Below are 19,278 nucleotides of genomic sequence, written 5' to 3'. Positions count from 1 at the left end.
GGTACGCGCCTGAACAAGAAGGAGCCTGCCATGACCCGGCACAACCCACAGGACACGGGGTCGCCAGCCATCCGGCAACGACGTGCGCCCAAAGGCGAAAAGCGCCGCGAAGAACTGCTCGATGCGGCCTTGCAGGTGTTTTCCCTGGAAGGCTACACCGGAGCGTCCATGGCTCAGGTGGCGGGGATTGTCGGCATATCCGTCGCTGGCCTGCTGCATCACTTCCCCAACAAGGTTTCCCTGTTGATGGGCGTGCTGGACCGGCGCGATGAGGTCAGCCGCAAGATCGCCGACGAAGTCCACGCAGAAAACAACCTCACCGGCCTGCTGGGCAGCCTGCGGGCGATCAACCGTTCCAATGCCACGGCGCCGGGCGTGATCCGGGCCTTCTCGATTCTCAATGCGGAAAGCCTGCTGGAAAACCATCCCGCCTGGGCCTGGTTTCAGACACGCTATCAGCGGATCTATGAGCGCTTGCTGGCCCAGTTCACGGAGTTGGTGGACAGCGGGGAAGTGCGCGCAGATGTGGATTTGCCAGCGCTGATCCAGCAGATTCTGGCGATGATGGACGGGCTGCAGATCCAGTGGCTGCGTTTCCCGGATCAGGTTGATCTGGTGAAAAGTTTCGATGCCTACATTGCGCAGGTCGATCAGGCGATAAGGCTTACCCGGTAGGAGCGAATTCATTCGCGAGAGGCCGATACATGCAAAGCAAATGCATCGTCTTCAATGCCATCTCGCGAATAAATCCGCTCCTGCGACGGTTATTCGGTTTCCTGCTCAAACACCCCACCGGTCTTCACCGCTGGTTTGCTGACATTCACCGAGTTCAGTGCCGAACGTGGCAGCGGGTTGCTGGTGGTGGTCGACAGTTCCTGGCGGAACGGGTTGACCACTTTGGCGTTCAGGCGGATGTCCTGAGACGAGCCACCCAGCGACAGGTTGAAGGTGTCGGCATCGACCACCCACTGCTTGGATTTGACGTCGTAGTAAGCCAGCGAGCGATCATTGAGCTCGATGGTCACACGCTTGCTTTCACCCGGCTGGAGGAACACCTTCTTGTAGCCTTTAAGCTCTTTGAGGGCGCGTTCGACTTTCGGGTTCTGCTGGCCTACATACAGCTGAGCCACTTCCGAACCACCGACCTTGCCGGTGTTGGTCAGGTCGAACGAGACCTTGATCGGCGTATTGCCCACCGCTACGCCTGGCGTAACGCTGATGTTGCTGTAGCCGAACGTGGTGTAGGACAGGCCATAGCCGAACGGGTAGAGCGGCTTGATGCCTTTCTTCTCGTAACCGCGATAACCCAGCAGCAGGTCATCCTTGTAGTCCATTTCCTTGAGCGCGCCTTCGTTGTCGAATTTCGGGAAGGACGCATAGACCGGGTTGTCTTCGATATTGCGTTCGATACTGATCGGCAGCTTGCCTGACGGGTTGACCTTGCCGAACAGGATCTCGGCCAGTGCCTGACCACCGTTCTGACCTGGATAGAACGCATGCAGCGCCACCGGAACCTGGTCGATCCAGTCGCTCATTTTCAGACCGGTACCGCCGAACATGGTCACCACGGTATTGGGGTTGACCTTGGCGATGCTCTGGATCAGTTCGTTCTGGTATTCAGGCAGATCGAAGCTGTGGTCGAAACCTTCACCTTCGTATTCGGCGCTGTTACCGACAGCAACCACTACCGCATCGTAACCGGACAGATCCTGAGGTGCGTTCAATGCCGCCCAGCTCATCTGCACGCCCACCAGGCCGCCCATGGTCGAGAGGTAACCGGCACGACGCGAGTATTCGAGTTTCACGTCATAGCTCTTGCCTGCTTCCAGGTTGATCTTGGCGTATTCCGGAATGGTTGGCGGGATGCTGTTGTCCGGCAGTGGGTTGCCATCGCCGTTGTCGATGATTTTCTTGCCATTGACGTACAGGCGGATGGCCCCGTCGGCGCGCACCTTGAATACCTGTTCGCCGCTCTGGGTCGGGGTGATCTTGCCGCTGTAGCGAATCGAGGTGGAGGAGGTGTCGCCATTGAGCGAGCCGGCAGTCGAGCCCTTGCTGGTATACGGATCGGAGGTCGAGGTATTGCTCTCGAACGGCAGGTCGGTGTCGTTGGCCCAGTCCAGGTCGACATGGGTTTCGGTGCGGGTCACCGCTGCATCGCCGGACCAGTTGGCGTTGCTGAAGTACTCGACCTTCATGCCTTTCACGTCATCGCCAGCGGTATTGGTGCTGGTCCATTGAGCGGCGGCCGGGTCCAGTGACAGACCATCGATGAACTCGACCTTGGCATTCGGAGCAATCTGTTGCAGGCCGCTCAACTCGCTGACGTAGCGGGTCGCCTGAACGTTGGCGCTGCCGAAACCGGTAGGCGGTGCGTATTTGGCCAGGTTGCCGACAACGGCGATTTTCTTGACCTTCTGCTTGTCCAGCGGCAGCAGATTGTCCTGGTTCTTGAGCAGCACGATGCCTTCACGGGCAGCGTTCAGGGCGACCTTGTTGCTGGTGGCGCTGTTCATGTTGTGGGTGGTCAGCGGCGTCTTGGTATCGAACTTGTACAGGTAGATCTGCTTGAGAATGCGGCGAACTTTCTCGTCGATGGTCGCTGCGCTCAACTCACCGCTGTTGAGGTAAGGCTTGAGGATGGTGCTGTTCATCTGATAGCCCATCATGTCCAGGTCGGTGCCTGCCTGGGCAGCATTCAGACCATGGACGACAGCGTTGTAGTCGCTCTGCACGAAGCCTTTGTAGCCCCATTCCTTTTTAAGAATATCGGTGATCAAGTGCTTGTTTTCACAGGCGAATTCACCGTTTATCTTCTGGAAGGCACACATCACCATCGAGACATTGCCGTTCTTGGAGGCGGACTCGAAGGCTGGCAGCGACATTTCACGAAGCACACGTTCGCTCATGATCTGGTTCAGCGTGAAGCGGCTGCTTTCCTGATCGTTGGCGGCGAAGTGCTTGGCGTTGGCCCAGACACCGCGCGACTGGATACCGTTGATGACGCCTGGCGCCAGGCTTGCACCCAGGAACGGATCTTCACCCGAGATGTACTCGAACGCACGGCCGCCGTAAGGCATGCGGTACAGGGTCACGCCAGGGCCGGTAATGAACTGGTAGCCGCCAGTGGCCGTGTCATAACCCAGGGCGCGGCCCAGATCGATGGCGCGGCGCGGGTTCCAGGTGGCCGCCAGGTTGGGGCCGGACGGATAGACCACGCCCTGATCGTTGCCTTCGCTGGTGTAGCGCACACCGACGCCACCATCGGCACCGTGAATCTGCGGGATGCCGTATTGGGTCAGGGGTTTGACATCCCAACCACCTGTACCGCCGATATAGGCCAGTTTTTCTTCCTGGGTCATCTTGTCCAGGGTCTTTTGCGCGGCCTTTTCGGCGCGGGCTTCACGAGCTTCCTGCTGAGCGGCGTCGGTAGCATGTACCTGCGATACAGCCAATGCCAGCAAGGCCAGGGCCGACTGGGCGCCGATCATTTTCCGTTTGTTCATGCGTCTCTCCAACAACTGGGTCAATAAGGATTCATGCAGGGAGAAGCGACGACAGGGTCGCTTACTTCATGACTTTTCTTTGGGCAACAGTTTCCCGTCACCGCGATTCAAAGTGTTTTAACTTCAAGCGGGTGTTGCTGTTTTATGATGGTTTTATCAATTAAATATTATTTAAGTTCTTCTGCTTGTTTGATTCCAAAGAGCCACTACTTGATGGCGCTTTGAACTAACAAATCGCAACAATTAAGACGAAAGAGACGATAAAAAGTCAAACAAAAATGTGTTTTTGTTGGTTTTTGACTTTTTTCTTTACAAATTTTGAACTCTTGTTAAACCTACTGGTCGATGGGTTTAAGAATTTTCAGTGCCGTGTCTGTTGGGTGGTAGCCACCTGATGGTCAGCTGCTTAGTTGCCAGGTCTGATTCGATTCCTTGGCCCTGTTTTATTTAATCCTTGAATTTAGTTGTCTGGAGTATTTGCTATGAAGTTGTCGATTTTTGGTGCGGGTGTTGTTATGGGTATGGCGCTTAGTGGCGCGGTAGTTGCGGCTGAAGCCACGGATGCAGATGCGACTTCCGGAGCGAGCGATTCCACTGTGATGACCCAGACTCAGGACACCAAGGCGACGAAGAAACAGACAGTCGAAACCGCCAGGGGCGGACGTCCTCAGAGTTCGACTACTCAGAAACAGGCTGATTGATCGTAAGACGTTTCTGAGCATGGCCTCCCTCGTCATGGGGGAGTGCTGTAGTCTATGCCCCTCCGATGTGTACAGATTTCCTCTCAAATGCAGTCAGAACCCGTCGATGCTACCCAGCTCGTGATTCCCGATGCCGCTCAGGTATGTGCCTGGCTGATGGGCAATGCCGGTCTGAAAACCCAGGATCTTGAACGCGCTCAGCGCTTGCAGCAGGAGTCCGAAGGTACTGAGCTGCTGGCTCTGCTGACCCGATTGGGGCTGGTTTCCGAATTCGAGCTGGCGCGTGCCTGGGCTGCTTTATTGAATGCTCCGCTGCTGATGGCCGATGCCGCGCCGCCCTTGCTGGACCCTTTGCCGCCGCTGACCGAGCGCTTCATGCGCCACTATCAAGTGGTGCCGGTGGGGTGGAGCGACAACCGCTTGCAAGTGCTGGCAGCGAACCCGGCTGTGTTGTACCCGTTTCAGGCCATTGCCTATGCCTGTGAAGTGCCGGTCGGGTTGTCCATCGGGCCGCGCAATGAAGTCGAAACCCTGATCGAGCGCTATTACGGCCAGGGACGTTCCGCCATGGGCACGCTGATTGAAAACCTCGATGAAGACGGCGGCTCGCTGGAAGACATCGAACACCTCAAGGATCTGGCATCCGAAGCGCCGGTGATTCGTCTGGTCAACCTGATCCTGCAACGAGCCGTCGAGCAGCGCGCCTCGGACATTCATATCGAACCCTTCGAGAGCCAGCTCAAGGTGCGTTATCGCATCGATGGCGTATTGCACGAAGCCGAAGCGCCGCCGTCCAGTTCATCGGCGGCAGTGATTTCCCGGGTCAAGATCATGGCGCGGCTGGACATTGCCGAACGCCGTTTGCCCCAGGACGGGCGGATCATGTTGCGTATTCAGGGCAAGGAACTGGACTTGCGGGTTTCCACCGTGCCCACCAGCTTTGGCGAGTCGGTGGTCATGCGTCTGCTGGATCGCCAGACCATCGATTTCGATTTCCCCAGCCTGGGTTTCGATGGCGAACGTCTTGAGCATTTCCTTGATGTGCTGGAGCGTCCCCACGGCATTCTGCTGGTGACTGGCCCGACCGGTTCCGGCAAGACCACGACTCTTTATACTGCGCTGTCACGGCTCAACACCGCCGAGCGCAAGATCATCACCGTTGAAGACCCGGTGGAGTATCAGCTCGAAGGCATCAATCAGATTCAGGTCAAGCCCGCCATCGGCCTGGACTTTGCCGGAGCACTGCGCTCGATTGTGCGTCAGGACCCGGACGTCATCATGATCGGGGAAATGCGCGACCTGGAAACCTGTCGTATCGCCATTCAGTCCTCGTTGACCGGTCACCTGGTACTCTCGACCCTGCACACCAACAGTGCGGCGGCGAGTATCACCCGCTTGTTGGACATGGGCGTGGAAAGCTATCTGATCGCGTCCACGGTCAACGGTATTCTCGCTCAGCGGCTGGTCCGACGCCTGGACCCGGCCACCCGGGAGGCCTTCGATGCGCCGCCGGAGCTTATTGCCGAACACGGGCTTGAGCGCTTTACCGATGAACGCCCGATTCGTCTTTACCGGCCTCGTGCCGATGCGCCGGGCGGTGGTTATCGCGGGCGTAGCGCAATCACCGAACTGCTGGTGATGAATGAAGAGTTGCGCAGCCTGCTGATGCGCCATGCCGATGCTGCGACCCTGGAAGAGGCTGCCCGGCGCGGTGGTTTGCGAACCCTGCATGAAGAGGGCTTGCGTCAGGCCGTTGCAGGCGTGACGTCTCTGGAAGAGGTGCTGCGCGTTACTCGTGGTGAAAGCTCATGAGCCTGTTCAAGTTCCGCGCTCTGGATGCCTCGGGTGCCGTGCAGAACGGTGCGCTGGAGGCCAAGGATCAGGAGGCAGCCGTAGCCGCCTTGCAAAAGCGCGGCTTGATGGTGATGCATATAGAAAGTGCCGGTCTGGGCGGTTTGCGCCGGGCATTGGGGCGTGGGCAACTGAGTGGCGCGGCGCTGGTCAGCTTTACTCAGCAACTGGCGACGCTGCTGGGCGCTGGCCAGCCTCTGGAACGATCCTTGGGAATTCTGCTCAAACAGCCTGGCCAACCGCAGACCAGAGCCTTGATCGAGCGGATTCGCGAGCAGGTCAAGGCCGGTAAACCGTTGTCTGTTGCGCTGGAAGAAGAGGGCAGCCAGTTCTCGCCGCTGTATATCAGCATGGTGCGTGCCGGAGAGGCCGGTGGTGCGCTGGAAAGCACCCTGCGCCAGTTGAGCGATTACCTGGAGCGTAGCCAGTTGCTGCGTGGCGAAGTCATCAATGCGCTGATCTATCCGGCGTTTCTGGTGGTCGGCGTGCTGGGTTCCCTGGCTTTGCTGCTGGCCTATGTGGTGCCGCAGTTCGTGCCTATCTTCAAGGATTTGGGCGTGCCGATCCCGCTGATTACCGAGGTCATTCTCGACCTTGGTCAGTTTCTGGGGGACTACGGTCTGGCGCTGTTCGCCGGGCTGATTGTCCTGGCCTGGGGCATGGCTGTGCGTCTGCGCGACCCGCAGCGCCGCGAACGCCGTGACCGGCGCTTGCTGGGCATTCGGGTGATCGGCCCATTGTTGCAACGAGTCGAAGCCGCACGCCTGACCCGAACCCTCGGCACTTTGCTCAGCAATGGTGTGGCGTTGTTGCAGGCCTTGGTCATTGCCCGTCAGGTCTGCACCAACCGGGCCTTGCAGGCACAGGTGGAACAGGCCGCAGAGTCGGTCAAGGGCGGTGGCACATTGGCCAGCGCCTTTGGGGCGCAGCCGCTATTGCCTGATCTGGCGTTGCAGATGATCGAGGTTGGCGAACAGGCGGGCGAGCTGGACAGCATGCTGCTCAAGGTCGCCGATATCTTCGATGTCGAAGCCAAGCGCGGTATCGATCGCATGCTCGCGGCGCTGGTGCCGGCGCTGACGGTGGTCATGGCGGGCATGGTCGCTGTGATCATGCTGGCAATCATGCTGCCGCTGATGAGCCTGACCAGCAATATCTGAATTCATGAACGAGGAATCACCCCGATGAGTGTTAACCGTACGCGCTTCAAACCCGGACGCCGACAGGGCGGTTTTACCCTGCTGGAAATGCTTGCCGTGATTGTTCTGCTGGGCATCGTGGCAACCATCGTTGTGCGTCAGGTGGGCGGCAACGTCGACAAGGGCAAATACGGCGCGGGCAAGGCGCAACTGGCCAGTCTGGGCATGAAGATCGAAAGCTATGCACTGGACGTTGGCTCGCCGCCCAAGACCTTGCAGCAACTGGTGGAAAAACCCGGCAACTCCTCGGGCTGGAACGGTCCTTACGCCAAGCCGTCGGACCTCAAGGATCCGTTCGGTCATGCCTTCGGCTACCGCTTTCCAGGGCAGCACGGCAGTTTCGATCTGATTTTCTACGGTCAGGATGGCGAGCCCGGTGGCGAAGGCTATAGCGCCGATCTCGGCAACTGGGAGTAAGGAGGCGTCATGAATTCCCCTGTCGCGAACCGAGGTTTTACCCTGATGGAAATGCTGGTGGTGCTGGTGTTGATGAGCATCGCCGTGGGCCTGGTGGGTTTTGGTTTGCAACAGGGTCTGAACGCTGCCAGCGAGCGCCGTGCAGTGGGCGACATGGTTGAAGCGCTACGCGCCACGCGGGTCCGGGCGATTGTCACGGGGCAGCCTGCCCGGACAGTGTTCGATTTGCGTCGCATGACATTCAAGGCACCGGGCAAGCGCGTACAGCACTGGCCCGAGCACTTGCAAGTGACCATGCAAACGTCGGCCGATCTGGGGGCTTCGGTTGAGTTCTACCCCGATGGCGGTTCCAGTGGCGGTAACCTTACGCTGGTCAATGGTGATCGTCGCTGGCGGATCGATATCGGCTGGCTGACCGGCAGTGTCCAGGCTCGGGCGCTTTGATGAAAAACGTGCAGTCGGGTTTCACGCTGCTGGAAATGCTTGCGGCCCTGACGGTCATGGCGCTGTGCAGCAGTGTTTTGCTGGTGGCTTTTGGGCAGAGTGCTCGTTCACTGTTGCAGGTATCGCACAGTGACCGGCTGAGCCATGCTGCCCGCACGATTCTGGATCAGGAAAGCGCTGGCCCGCTGGAAAACAGCACGCGCCAGGGAGTATTGGCGGGCATCGACTGGACCTTGAACATTCGCCAGATGCCGGGACAAAGTACCCGGGCGCGTCTGTTTCGTCTTGATCTGACACTTCAGGAAGACCAGCGCCGTGCCCGGTTCAGCACCTTGAAACTGCGCGGCTCGTCACCTGGAGTCGGATTTTGAGATCCGCTCAGCGTGGCTTCACGCTGCTGGAAATCATGCTGGTGCTCAGTCTGTTGGGCATATTGCTGGTACTGATCGCAGGTGCATTGCTGGGCGCGAATCGTGCGGTACTCAAGGCTGAGCGCTACACGGCCAGCCTGGATGAAGTGAGGGCGACACAGGCGTTTTTACGCACCTCCATCGGTCAGGCATTGCCCCTGGATACTTCCGATGACGACAGCGTCAGCAATGGTTTTTTCGAGGGCTCGGCTCACCAGTTGCAATTCGTTGCGACCTTGCCTGGTGAACTGGGGGGCGGTATTCAGCGTCATACCCTGCAATTGAGCGGGTCTGAAGGGCAGCGCGATCTGCAAGTGACTTTTGAGCAGATCAAGACCGGTGTGGGTGGTACGGTCGTACAGCCATGGGGCGAGCCACAGGTCTTGCTAAATAACGTGGAGGGGCTGACGTTCAGTTATCGCGGCTTCTCTCCCAAGGGCAAGCCGACCGGCTGGCTGGCTGAGTGGCCGTGGCCAAGTCGTTTGCCCAGTGCCGTGCGCATCGATGTGAAGCTGAACGGGCCGGTGGCCTGGGTCAGTGAAGTGGTTGCCTTGCGCCTGGACCTGTCCGGCGGGGCGGGTGGCCAATGAAGCGTTTTTACCGGCATCAGCAAGGCGTTGCGCTATTGGTGGTGCTCTGGGTGCTGGCCTTGCTCAGTCTGTTGCTTGGCGGGCTGGCCGGCTGGGTGCAGCTTGAAAGTCGTCAGGCGCTTTGGTTGCGGCAGAATACCCAGGCGATTCTGGCGGCCGAAGCGGGCATGAACATGGCGATACAAGGTTTGCTCGATCCGGCGCAGCGCAAGTCATGGATAGCAGATGGACGTCCGGTTGCCTTGAAGTTCGATGACACGCAACTTCTCGTCAGCGTGCGCAGTGAACAAGGGAAGCTGGACCTCAACAGTGCGCCCGTTGCAGATATTTCCAGGGTCTTGCAGGCCTGTGGAGCGGCGAAAGACCAGGCAAGCGGTATCGCGCAGTTTCTTGAAGCGCAACGCAACGCGGGGCAGCCGCCGTTGCGGGTGATCGAAGAGGTTCGTCAACTGCCGGGCATGAACCAGGCGTTGTATGTCTGTCTGGTGCCGGAAGTCACGCTATGGAGCGGGCTGGAGCGGCCTGATCCCGCATTTGCAACGGCTTTGATACGCCGCAGTCTGAACCTGCCGAACCAGAGCTCCGTCGGGGTCGATCCTGGCGAAGTTCTGTTCATTGACAGTCAGGCACAACAACCGGGTGGTACGTCCGCCCATTTACAAACCACGATTCTATTGAGTCCAGCGGGGGAAAACGCACAGCCTTACAAGGTGTTGCGTTGGCAAGAATGAATTCATTATCAGCACGTCTGGCACCGGTCTTCGCCTTGCGCGACCGCGTTGCCCAGCAGTGGCGTGGCAGTCTGGCCCAGCGTGGCTGGCAATTATGGCTGGCGGAGTTGAAGGCCTGCCTGCCGGTTCGTGTGCGCCAGTGGCTGGTGCATGAAACCGTCGAGCAACTTTACCCGTGGCCGCTGCAATCGTCCTTGCCGAAATCTTCTGTCGAGGCGCGCCGAATCCTGCTGTTGTCGCCGGCCGATGTGCTGGTACAGAGCCTGCAGTTGCCGTCGGCGGCGGCCCGTAATCTGTCGACTGTCGTGGGTTACGAACTGGATCGTTTTACCCCGTTCGATGCGGGGCAACTGTACTTTGTCGCTCGGCAGGAAAGCCGCAGCGCCAGTTTCATTCAGGTCACGCTGGTGGCCATTCTTCGCGAGCGTCTGGATAGCATTCTGGCCGAGTGCGCTGCCCAGGGTTTGCAGCCCGATGCCGTGGATGTGGGGTCTGCCGAGCAGCGGATGGGCATCGACCTGCTGCCGACACCGTTGCGCTCGAATCAGGTTCGCTCCGGTCATCGAACGCAACGCTTGCTGCTGTGGACCTGCGGCGCCTTGTTGCTTGGCCTCATGCTGCTCTGGCTCAACGATCGTCAGCGTTTACTGGAAGAGATGCAGGCCAGCGTACAAGAGCAAAGGACACAGGTTGCTGAAATCCAGAAGCTGCGCCAGCAACTGACCAACACCCGTGGTGCGGCCAACTACCTGATACGTCGCAAGGCGGCTCAAACGCCCTTGTCGGCGTTGCTCAGCGAGCTGACCACTTGCCTGCCTTCGGACACCTGGATCGAACATCTGGAAATCAGCGATAACGCCGAAGTCGCATTCTCCGGCCAGAGCGCCAAGGCCAGTGCCCTTATTGCACGGGCCAAGAACTGTCACAGCCTGGATAACGCGCAGTTTCAGGGCGTGATCCAGCCCGATACCCGGACGGGCAAGGATCGGTATTCCCTGCGTGCCCATCTGCATCAGGAGAACGCCGATGCGCCGTCCACTGACAAGCCGTGAACGTCGGGGCGCGGCCCTGATCGTCCTGGCGCTGCTGCTTTATCTGGCCTACTGGCTGTTGATCGACAGCTGGTTCGCCGGCCCGTTGCGCGAGATCAACGAACAGACCGAACAACTGCGTGAACAGCAACAGCGCTATGCCGGCTTGCTGCAACAGGGCGATTCACTGCGTCAGCAACTGGCTCAGGCGCGTAACGATCCGGCCAGCAGCACCAGCCTGTTGCCGGGCGAGGATCCCAGTGCCGTGGCCGCCGACCTGATGCAGCGTATTGCCGACCTGATCAACAGCCACGCCACCACCGGGGGTGGCTGCGCCTTGACCCAGCGCATGCCGATCACCCCCGAGCAGGACAGCGCCGAGCCTTATCGGCAGGTCAAGGTCAGCCTGACGTTGAACTGCGCCATCGAGCCGCTCACGGCCATCCTGCATGCGCTGGAATATCAGCGACCGTTTCTGTTCGTCGACGAAATGAGCATGCGCCGTGATGCCAATGCTCCGGCAACCGGCGGTGCCGGCAAGCTGGTGGTGCATCTGCTGGTACGTGGCTACCTGCAACCGTCATCGGTCGGGGAGGGCGAGCAATGAAGACTCTATTGCGTCCTCTGGAGTGGGCATTGCTGGGGCTGGCAACGTTGCTGGCGGCGCTTGTTGCTCTGGTGCTCAGTGGCGCGGCCCACTCGCCGGACTGGTTGCCCGAAGAGGCTCCGCGCAACCCGGCCAATCATGCGGCAAAGACCCAGCGCGCTCCCGAAGCGACTCTGGAGAGTTTGTCCAATACCTGGAAAACCCCGTTGTTCAGCCCCGACCGCAGCCCGGATCGCCAGGTGGAACAGGCCAATGTGCAGGCCGCCAGCCTGTCGGGCATGACCCTGAGTGGCGTCATCATCGACGGTTCCCTGAAGGTTGCACTGCTCAAGCAAAACGATGGTCCGCCCTTGAAAATCAAACAAGGCCAGCGTCTGGCCAATGGCTGGATGCTGGACAGTGTCGAGCCGATGCAAGCCACATTCAGTCTCGATGGCCGCACGCAAGCCTTGCGCTTGCCCGCACCGCGTCTGCCACCTCCATCGAATACCCCCCCTATTACCTTAACTAACGATTCAGCCCCGTGATGGGTACCTTTTCAGGAGTTCCTGCCATCGCTACCTTGCGCACACCCTTGCTTTTTCTGGCCACTGCCGTCGCTCTTGGCGGCTGCGCGACTGCGCCCGACACTCTTGACCCCGACAACGGCATGCTGCAGGAAGCGCTGCAAGGCACGGGTTCACAACGTCCACCGGTAGATCCTCGTACCGAACAGGCGCCTGTCGACACCCAGCCACAACCCTCGGCCATTTCACCGCAACGGCAGATCATCAAAGGCAATCAGCGCTTTGTCCGCACCCCTGCGGTTTCGCCTGCCGCTCAGGCCGAGACCGGCGATATCGTGTTCAACTTCACCAATCAGCCCATCCAGGCGGTGATCAACAGCATCATGGGCGACCTGCTGCATGAGAACTACAGCATTGCCCAGGGCGTGAAGGGTGATGTGAGCTTCTCCACCTCCAAACCGGTGAACAAGCAGCAAGCATTGTCGATTCTGGAAACGCTGCTGTCCTGGACGGACAACGCGATGATTCGCCAGGGCGACCGCTACGTGATCCTGCCGTCCAGCCAAGCGGTGGCGGGCAAGCTGGTGCCGGAAATGCCGGTGGCGCAACCCGCAGCGGGCATGTCGGCACGGCTGTTCCCGCTGCGCTACATCTCGGCCACGGAAATGCAGAAGCTGCTCAAGCCCTTTGCCCGTGAAAACGCCTTCCTGCTGGTCGATCCTGCGCGCAACGTCCTGAGCATGGCGGGCACGCCCGATGAGCTGGCCAACTATCAGGACACCATCGACACCTTCGACGTCGACTGGCTCAAAGGCATGTCGGTCGGTGTTTTCGGCTTGCAGCGTGCTTCGGTCAGCGAACTGATGCCCGAGTTGCAAAAGATATTCGGCCCTAAAAGCGGCATGCCGCTGGCAGGCATGGTGCGCTTTTTGCCCATCGAGCGGACCAATTCGGTGGTGGCGATTTCATCCCAGCCCGAATACCTGAACGAAGTCGGCCAGTGGATTCACACCATCGACGAAGGTGGCGGCAACGAACCGCAGATGTACGTCTATGACGTGCGCAACATGAAGGCCACGGACCTGGCCAAATACCTGCGCCAGATCTACGGCACTGCCGCCATCAAGGATGACTCCCCGGCCAAGGTTGCGCCTGGGCTGCGCACGGCCACGCTGTCGTCGCCCAACTCCAGTGGTGGTTTCGGCTCTGGCTCCGGTTTCAACAGCAGCTCCGGCGGCTTGGGCAACAGCGGCGGGTTCGGCAATAACCGTGGCATGAACAACAACGGTGGCATGAATAACCAGAATGCCGATGACAGCGAGTCCCAAGAGGAAGAACAGGGCAGCGACTCCACGGGGGATCAGGGCTCTAACGCCAGCAAGAGCCTGGATTCCGGCACCCGGATCACCGCGCAACGCAGCAGCAACCAGTTGCTGGTCCGTACGCGCCCGGCGCAGTGGAAGGAAATCGAATCGGCCATCAAACGCCTCGACAATCCGCCGCTGCAAGTGCAGATCGAAACCCGGATTCTGGAAGTCCAACTCACTGGCGAACTGGACATGGGCGTGCAGTGGTATCTGGGCCGTCTGGCTGGCAACTCCGCAAGCACCACGGTAGCCAACACCGCCGGCAGCCAGGGCGCACTGGGCTCCGGCGGAGCAGGGCTGGGCGCGACGGATTCGTTGTTTTACTCCTTTGTCAGCAGCAACCTGCAGGTCGCGTTGCGCGCACTGGAAACCAATGGCCGCACCCAGGTGCTGTCGGCTCCGTCGCTGGTGGTCATGAACAACCAGCAAGCGCAGATTCAAGTGGGCGACAACATCCCCATCAGCCAGACCACAGTCAATACCAACACATCCGACACAACCCTGAGCAGCGTCGAATACGTGCAGACCGGTGTGATTCTGGATGTGGTGCCACGCATCAATCCGGGTGGTCTGGTGTACATGGATATTCAGCAGCAGGTCAGCGATGCTGGCAATGTCACCGACGACAATGGCAACCCGCGTATTTCCACTCGCTCGGTGGCGACTCAAGTGGCGGCGCAAAGCGGCCAGACTGTGTTGTTGGGGGGGCTGATCAAGCAGGACAATGCCGAAACCGTGAGTTCGGTACCGTATCTGGGGCGTATTCCGGGCTTGCGCTGGCTGTTTGGCGCGACCAGCAAATCCAGGGATCGTACCGAGCTGATCGTACTGATTACGCCACGTGTCATTACCAGCAGCAGTCAGGCGCGTCAGGTCACCGATGACTATCGCCAGCAGATGCAATTGCTCAAACCACAAGTCTCACGAACCAGCATGCAGAACTAAGCAGCTATCATGAGGCTCGACGCCCACTCACGGCACTGCCCGCTTTCAGGCAGTGCCCCATAGAGGTCATGAACACATGCTGAAGTTTTTTGCTGTCTTGCTTTTTGCGTTCTCGGGTCTGGTTCAGGCAGAAAATACGTTGCACACCGATCTGCCCCTCAAATACCTGGCTCAGGCCAGTACCGATGTGCCGAACAAACCATTGGTGATCTTCATTCACGGCTCAGGCAGTAATGAAGCAGACCTGTTCGGCCTCAAGGAGCTTTTGTCCCCGGACTACAACTACCTGTCCGTGCGGGCACCCATCGAGGTAAGGCCCGGTGGCTACAAATGGTTCAATCGCCGGATCGAGGCAGGCAACTACGATGGCGAGACCGAAGACCTGAAAAACAGCGGTGACTTGCTCAAGGCATTCATCAAGCAGGCCACACAGAAATACCGGACCCAGCCGGGCAAGGTGGTGCTGGTGGGCTTCAGTCAGGGCTCAGTCATGAGCTATGAAGTGGCGCTACGCGACCCGGATATGGTCGGCGGCATTGCGGCATTGAGCGGCCCGGTATTGTCAGTGCTGAAATCCAGCCTCAAGCCCGAAGAGCGTTTCAAGACATTCAACGTGTTTGCCGCCCATGGCACCGAAGACCCGGTATTGCCTTTCAGCGGAGCAACCCGAACGGAGGAAACCTTGAAGGGGTTAGGCATCAAACCGGAGTTTCATGCCTATAAAGGGATGGGGCATACCATCAATCAGGAAGAAGTCGCAGATTTGAAGCGGTGGCTGGAGCATTCGTTCTAGCGCTGTCGCTTGGCAAACAGGTAGGAGTGAATTCATTCGCGAGACGTCATTGAAGGCGATAGATTTTTTGGCGCCTCGCGAATGAATTCGCTCCTACGGAAATTCCATTTAATTCATGATGTTGCGTTTTTTTTGTAGAAGCGAATGCCTTCTCGAAAAAACCTACCGCCGCGAATCCCTCAAAAAAACCAGCAGTGCAATCAAGGGCAGGGCAGTGCCCACGACACTGATCCACACCCAGCCTCCATGATCGAACAGCACGCTGGCAACCGACGATCCAATCGCTCCGCCGATAAAGATACTGGCCATGTACAGCGCATTGAGCCGGCTGCGGCTTGCGGCATCCAGTGCATAGACAGCGCGTTGTCCCACCACCATATTCATCTGTACGCAGAAATCCAGCACGACACCGGTCACGGCAAGGCCGATCAGGTTGTAGGGTGCAGGAATCAGACCCGGCAGGAAACTCAAGGCCCCAAACAACAAGGCACCCAGCGTGGCGACACGGCTGTGGCCCGCATCCGCAAGGCGTCCGCTGATGGGCGCAGCAATCGCACCAATGGCACCGATCAGCGCGAACAAGGCAATCTGGCTTTGGGATAAACCATGGTTACGCGCCAAATCCAGCGGCACAGCCGTCCAGAACAGGCTGAAAGTGGCAAACATGCACGCCTGATAAAACGCCCGTTGCCTCAGCACCGGCTGCTGGCGCAGCAGAACCCAAAGGGAAAACAACAGCTGGCCATATGACGCCCGATGATCCGGCACACGCCTCGGCATGGTGGTGGCCAGTACCAAACTGATGCCTGCCATCAACACCGCCGCCGAACCAAACACCGCACGCCAGCCAAAATTATCCGCCACCACACTCGAAACTGGCCGGGCCAGCAGAATTCCCAACAGCAATCCGCCCATGATCGAGCCGACCACCCGCCCGCGTGTTTCCTCTGGCGCCAGATGCGCAGCCAGCGGAATCAGCATCTGAACCGAAACCGAACTGAACCCCACCAGCAGCGATATCACCAGAAACAGATTGGGCTGCTCGGCAAACGCCGCACCCAACAGGCTGAGAATCGCAACCCCGGTGGTCAAGAGCATCAAGCGCCGGTTCTCCAGCAGATCCCCCAGCGGCACCAGAAAGAACAGCCCCAGCGCATAACCCACTTGAGTCAACGAAACGATCAGGCTGGCCATGGTGCTCGACAGACCAATGTCCGGCGCAATCAGCTCAATGATCGGCTGGGCGTAATAGATGTTGGCAACGATAGCGCCGCAGCAGAACGCAAACAGCATCACCAGACCCCTGGTCATGGTGACAGCGCCGTGCCGGGCGTGGATCGAAGTACTCATGAATATTCTCGCTTGTGCAAAAGACCGGAAAGCCGCGTAAAGCAAGCCTGCCAGAGCGGTCGGGACTGGATGCTGAGCAGGCTAACGGCTTTGGCGGAGATTAAGTAGGTGCGGCTGATTGATACAAGATATTTCTGAAAACAATAGTCAGTCGGAGGGCATCGGTTCGGGGGATGGCCGGGCGAGGGAAAAACGTTCTGTCTGTGAAGCCGCCTTCTGAAATCGATCTGTTTAAATTTATTTCATTGTTTTTACTGATTTTTTGAAAAAAGGGCCTGTTTGAACGTCTTCCTTCGGGTGTGTCGATTTTGTATCGACTCCGGTACGGGGTGCGACCGCTTTGTTTGCCGTTGCTCAAGCAAGGCGATGCATGTAAGCGCTTATTTAGTGTTTTAACTTAAGGATAGAACGATGGCAGGCGGCACTATAAATTTACCCAGTATTCCAGTAACAGCTCCCGCACCCGGTACTCGAGGAGGCAGCGGCGGGGGAACAGGACAGGTATACAATGTCACGATCGACGGTTGTACTTTCCGCTGCTCTGATGATGCTTATATTCTGGACCAGGCCGAAGAGTATCGGCTTGACCTGCCGTATTCTTGTCGTGCGGGTTCTTGTTCGTCGTGTGTTGGAAAAATCATGAGTGGAACAGTCAATCAGTCAGATGGTTCATTTCTGGATGATGATCAGTTAGCCGAAGGATTTGTATTGCTGTGTTGTGCCTACCCGACCAGTGATGTCTATATCCAGGCCCATGCCGAAGAGGAGCTGACATCATGAAGGAAGATACGTGTGCGGTATATTCCAGGCGTCATGTATTGAAAGGCGTTGTGTTGGCCGGTACGTGCGCGCCTTTGAATATACTGGCAGATGATGAAAAACGTATGCCTGATATATACAGGTTGAATAAAGGTGGCGATGTTCTGTCCGGACGGATCAAGCATTTCTTTGGACGCTGGGTTCCACAGGGTGTGGTCACAGGAGAGTATGGATTACCCACAGTTAACCTCAAGATTAATGTTGTTGACTCGGCATTTTCTCCCGTGGAAGGTGGCGACCTTATCGTGCTTCAGGCTGACTCTTATTTAAGAGAGAAGTCTCGACCACTGGTGTCTACCCGGGTCAAGACACGTCCTGATGGTTCTGCGGATATAAATGTATCCTTTCCTATTCTCTCGGATCGCATTATAGCTTCTACAGCCTCTCGGTTTTCTTCTGGCTTTGATGTGTTCGTACTGCGTGATGGCCATGTGTTTGGCACTCGGTTGCTGGCCAGTAACGCATGCTGTGGTATTGCACACACTGCAATGAACAGTGCCGTTCCCCGATTGCAGGCAGTTACAGTGATTGATAAATATTTCTCCGACTTTCAGCACGGCAATCTGGCGATAAGGCCTGTGAATCTGGAATGGGTCAATGGATCTGCTAACGCAGCTTTTACAGTCGTATTGCAAGGTTGAACATGGACGATACTATAAAAAAACCTATTCGTGCTTTAAGGCAATTCTGGGTTTACGCGCTATCTGCTTTTCTATTGGCCAGTTCTCCGATGAGCGTTTGGGGAATGGGGTGCGACATCGTTCTTCCCTTGGATGATGAGGTGGGGGGCGGCGACGATGACGTCTTGAATGATGATGAACCTCAACCTTGCGGTATGGTGGGGAATCCTATAAATCTTGTTTCGGGAAACAAGTTTCAGGAGGAAGTTGATTATATTGGTAAAGGTGTATCACCAATAAGCTTGACGCGGGTTTATAACAGCTATGACGGTGTATGGCGTCATAACTATTCGGATAATCTGTCTATCGGCCAGTTTGTGATTACTTATGTACGGGCTGATGGAACCCGCCGTGTGTTTATGAAAAAGGGGCTTACACCTTTGTACGGCGCTGCTGGCAAGCTGTCGTCAAGTGGGACTGGATATTTGTACACTGCCATGGATGGCAGTCAGTTGGCATTTGACTCGGATGGAAAGCTGATTTCAACCAAGGACACTGAGGGGCTTACGCAGACGTTGACCTATTCGGCTAATAATACGGTCACTGTGAAAAATATTTTTGGACAGACCCTTGTCATGACGCTGGGCATGCTTTCGCAGTTGACGAGCGCCAAGGTAGGGGGGCTCAGCATTACGTATAACTACGCTGCCGACGCCACACGATTGATGTCCTTGAGCAAGATCGTGGATGGTAAAACGTTAACGCGCCAGTACCATTATGAAGTTCCCAATGCGCGCTGGCTTTTGACCGGTATAACGGATGAACGGGGGATTCGTTTTGCAACCTGGAAATATGACGACTCATACCGTGCCATTTCCAGCGAACATGCCGAGGGTGTAGAGTCCAGCAGGCTGGACTATAAAGATCACTTGATAACGGTAGTGACGAATGAACTGGGTAAGCAGACGACTTATAAGTTCAAGGAGGTTTACTACAGTCGGCGAATAGTGGAAATTATCGGTGAGCCTACACCGTCCTGCCCTTACTCAAACTCAAAGTTTGAGTATGACAAAAAAGGGCGGATGTCGGCAAAGATCGATAATATGGGTGTCCGTTCTGAATATTACTACAATGATCGGGACCTGTTGGTGCGCACCGTTGTTGCAGTGGGTACGAGCGTATCCAAAGAAACATTGACAGAGTGGCATGCCACTTTTCAAAAGCCTATCAAGGTCACTACGCCTACCCGTATAACGACTTACAGTTATGACGCTCAGGGGCGGCTGGTCAATACTTCAGTTGTCAGTCGGGTATGAATTCATGGAACTGAACGTGTCTGTTATGGAGTCTGATTTGTGAGCGTTATCAACTATTTCAATCTGTCGTCGTTG

The 19,278-nt window shown here is 57.4% G+C and carries 19 protein-coding genes; 17 read left to right on the top strand and 2 right to left on the bottom strand.

Annotation, left to right across the window (positions count from 1 at the left end; genetic code table 11):
- Positions 1 to 30: 30 nt before the first annotated feature.
- Entirely contained in the window at positions 31 to 675 is a 645-nt protein-coding gene (locus JL015_RS05435; protein ID WP_201017739.1) for a TetR/AcrR family transcriptional regulator, read from the top strand.
- An 89-nt stretch (positions 676 to 764) separates the two neighbouring features.
- On the opposite strand, the gene JL015_RS05430 is transcribed toward JL015_RS05435, so the two are convergent.
- Positions 765 to 3,506, bottom strand: a complete 2,742-nt coding sequence (locus JL015_RS05430; RefSeq protein WP_201003149.1) for a beta-glucosidase — start codon at positions 3,504 to 3,506, stop codon at positions 765 to 767.
- A 482-nt stretch (positions 3,507 to 3,988) separates the two neighbouring features.
- Between JL015_RS05430 and JL015_RS05425 the strand changes: the two genes are divergently transcribed.
- The 13 genes from JL015_RS05425 (at position 3,989) to JL015_RS05365 (ending at position 15,098) form a co-directional block, all read left to right on the top strand.
- A complete protein-coding gene (locus JL015_RS05425) occupies positions 3,989 to 4,207 on the top strand; it encodes a hypothetical protein (protein ID WP_201017738.1) in 219 nt (72 codons plus the stop codon).
- 87 nt (positions 4,208 to 4,294) lie between these two features.
- A complete protein-coding gene (gene gspE, locus JL015_RS05420) occupies positions 4,295 to 6,019 on the top strand; it encodes a type II secretion system ATPase GspE (protein ID WP_201017737.1) in 1,725 nt (574 codons plus the stop codon).
- Positions 6,016 to 7,218, top strand: coding sequence for a type II secretion system inner membrane protein GspF (gene gspF, locus JL015_RS05415; RefSeq protein WP_201017736.1), 1,203 nt, complete (start codon positions 6,016 to 6,018; stop codon positions 7,216 to 7,218). Before gspE ends, gspF begins: the two co-directional genes overlap by 4 nt.
- Positions 7,219 to 7,242: 24 nt before the next feature.
- A complete protein-coding gene (gene gspG, locus JL015_RS05410) occupies positions 7,243 to 7,674 on the top strand; it encodes a type II secretion system major pseudopilin GspG (protein WP_201003141.1) in 432 nt (143 codons plus the stop codon).
- A gap of 9 nt (positions 7,675 to 7,683) precedes the next feature.
- Positions 7,684 to 8,118 carry a GspH/FimT family pseudopilin gene (locus JL015_RS05405; protein WP_201003139.1) on the top strand — a complete coding sequence of 145 codons (435 nt, stop codon included), beginning with the start codon at positions 7,684 to 7,686 and terminating at the stop codon, positions 8,116 to 8,118.
- Positions 8,118 to 8,489 (top strand): type II secretion system protein, encoded by a 372-nt coding sequence (locus JL015_RS05400; RefSeq protein ID WP_201017735.1) that lies wholly within the window; start codon positions 8,118 to 8,120, stop codon positions 8,487 to 8,489. Before JL015_RS05405 ends, JL015_RS05400 begins: the two co-directional genes overlap by 1 nt.
- Positions 8,486 to 9,118, top strand: coding sequence for a prepilin-type N-terminal cleavage/methylation domain-containing protein (locus JL015_RS05395; RefSeq protein ID WP_201003135.1), 633 nt, complete (start codon positions 8,486 to 8,488; stop codon positions 9,116 to 9,118). The genes JL015_RS05400 and JL015_RS05395 overlap by 4 nt, the downstream gene beginning before the upstream one ends.
- Positions 9,115 to 9,849 (top strand): general secretion pathway protein GspK, encoded by a 735-nt coding sequence (locus JL015_RS05390; RefSeq protein WP_201017734.1) that lies wholly within the window; start codon positions 9,115 to 9,117, stop codon positions 9,847 to 9,849. Before JL015_RS05395 ends, JL015_RS05390 begins: the two co-directional genes overlap by 4 nt.
- Entirely contained in the window at positions 9,846 to 10,901 is a 1,056-nt protein-coding gene (locus JL015_RS05385) for a type II secretion system protein GspL (RefSeq protein WP_201017733.1), read from the top strand. The genes JL015_RS05390 and JL015_RS05385 overlap by 4 nt, the downstream gene beginning before the upstream one ends.
- The gene (gene gspM, locus JL015_RS05380; RefSeq protein ID WP_201017732.1) at positions 10,876 to 11,487 is read left to right on the top strand and encodes a type II secretion system protein GspM; all 612 of its coding nucleotides are present in this window, start codon (positions 10,876 to 10,878) and stop codon (positions 11,485 to 11,487) included. Before JL015_RS05385 ends, gspM begins: the two co-directional genes overlap by 26 nt.
- Entirely contained in the window at positions 11,484 to 12,014 is a 531-nt protein-coding gene (locus tag JL015_RS05375) for a general secretion pathway protein GspN (RefSeq protein WP_201003128.1), read from the top strand. Before gspM ends, JL015_RS05375 begins: the two co-directional genes overlap by 4 nt.
- Positions 12,014 to 14,305: a type II secretion system secretin GspD gene (gene gspD / locus JL015_RS05370; protein ID WP_201017731.1), complete on the top strand. Its 2,292-nt coding sequence runs from the start codon at positions 12,014 to 12,016 to the stop codon at positions 14,303 to 14,305. Before JL015_RS05375 ends, gspD begins: the two co-directional genes overlap by 1 nt.
- Before the next feature lie 76 nt (positions 14,306 to 14,381).
- Entirely contained in the window at positions 14,382 to 15,098 is a 717-nt protein-coding gene (locus JL015_RS05365) for an alpha/beta hydrolase (RefSeq protein WP_201017730.1), read from the top strand.
- A gap of 162 nt (positions 15,099 to 15,260) precedes the next feature.
- Here the strand turns inward: JL015_RS05365 and JL015_RS05360 are convergent, their stop codons facing one another.
- The gene (locus tag JL015_RS05360; protein WP_201017814.1) at positions 15,261 to 16,409 is read right to left on the bottom strand and encodes an MFS transporter; all 1,149 of its coding nucleotides are present in this window, start codon (positions 16,407 to 16,409) and stop codon (positions 15,261 to 15,263) included.
- 450 nt (positions 16,410 to 16,859) lie between these two features.
- Here JL015_RS05360 and JL015_RS05355 point away from each other — a divergent pair, with 450 nt between their 5' ends.
- The 3 genes from JL015_RS05355 to JL015_RS05345 are packed head-to-tail and all read left to right on the top strand — an operon-like array spanning position 16,860 to position 19,203.
- A complete protein-coding gene (locus tag JL015_RS05355; protein WP_201017729.1) occupies positions 16,860 to 17,228 on the top strand; it encodes a 2Fe-2S iron-sulfur cluster-binding protein in 369 nt (122 codons plus the stop codon).
- Positions 17,225 to 17,908 carry a hypothetical protein gene (locus JL015_RS05350; protein WP_201017728.1) on the top strand — a complete coding sequence of 228 codons (684 nt, stop codon included), beginning with the start codon at positions 17,225 to 17,227 and terminating at the stop codon, positions 17,906 to 17,908. The genes JL015_RS05355 and JL015_RS05350 overlap by 4 nt, the downstream gene beginning before the upstream one ends.
- A 2-nt stretch (positions 17,909 to 17,910) precedes the next feature.
- Positions 17,911 to 19,203 carry a DUF6531 domain-containing protein gene (locus JL015_RS05345; protein WP_201017727.1) on the top strand — a complete coding sequence of 431 codons (1,293 nt, stop codon included), beginning with the start codon at positions 17,911 to 17,913 and terminating at the stop codon, positions 19,201 to 19,203.
- The last annotated feature ends 75 nt before the right edge of the window (positions 19,204 to 19,278 follow it).

The sequence above is a fragment of the Pseudomonas cichorii genome, assembly GCF_015471405.1.
Lineage (GTDB): Bacteria > Pseudomonadota > Gammaproteobacteria > Pseudomonadales > Pseudomonadaceae > Aquipseudomonas > Aquipseudomonas serbiensis.
Note: the sequence above shows the minus strand (reverse complement) of the source record. Positions and strands in the feature narration are given on the sequence as shown.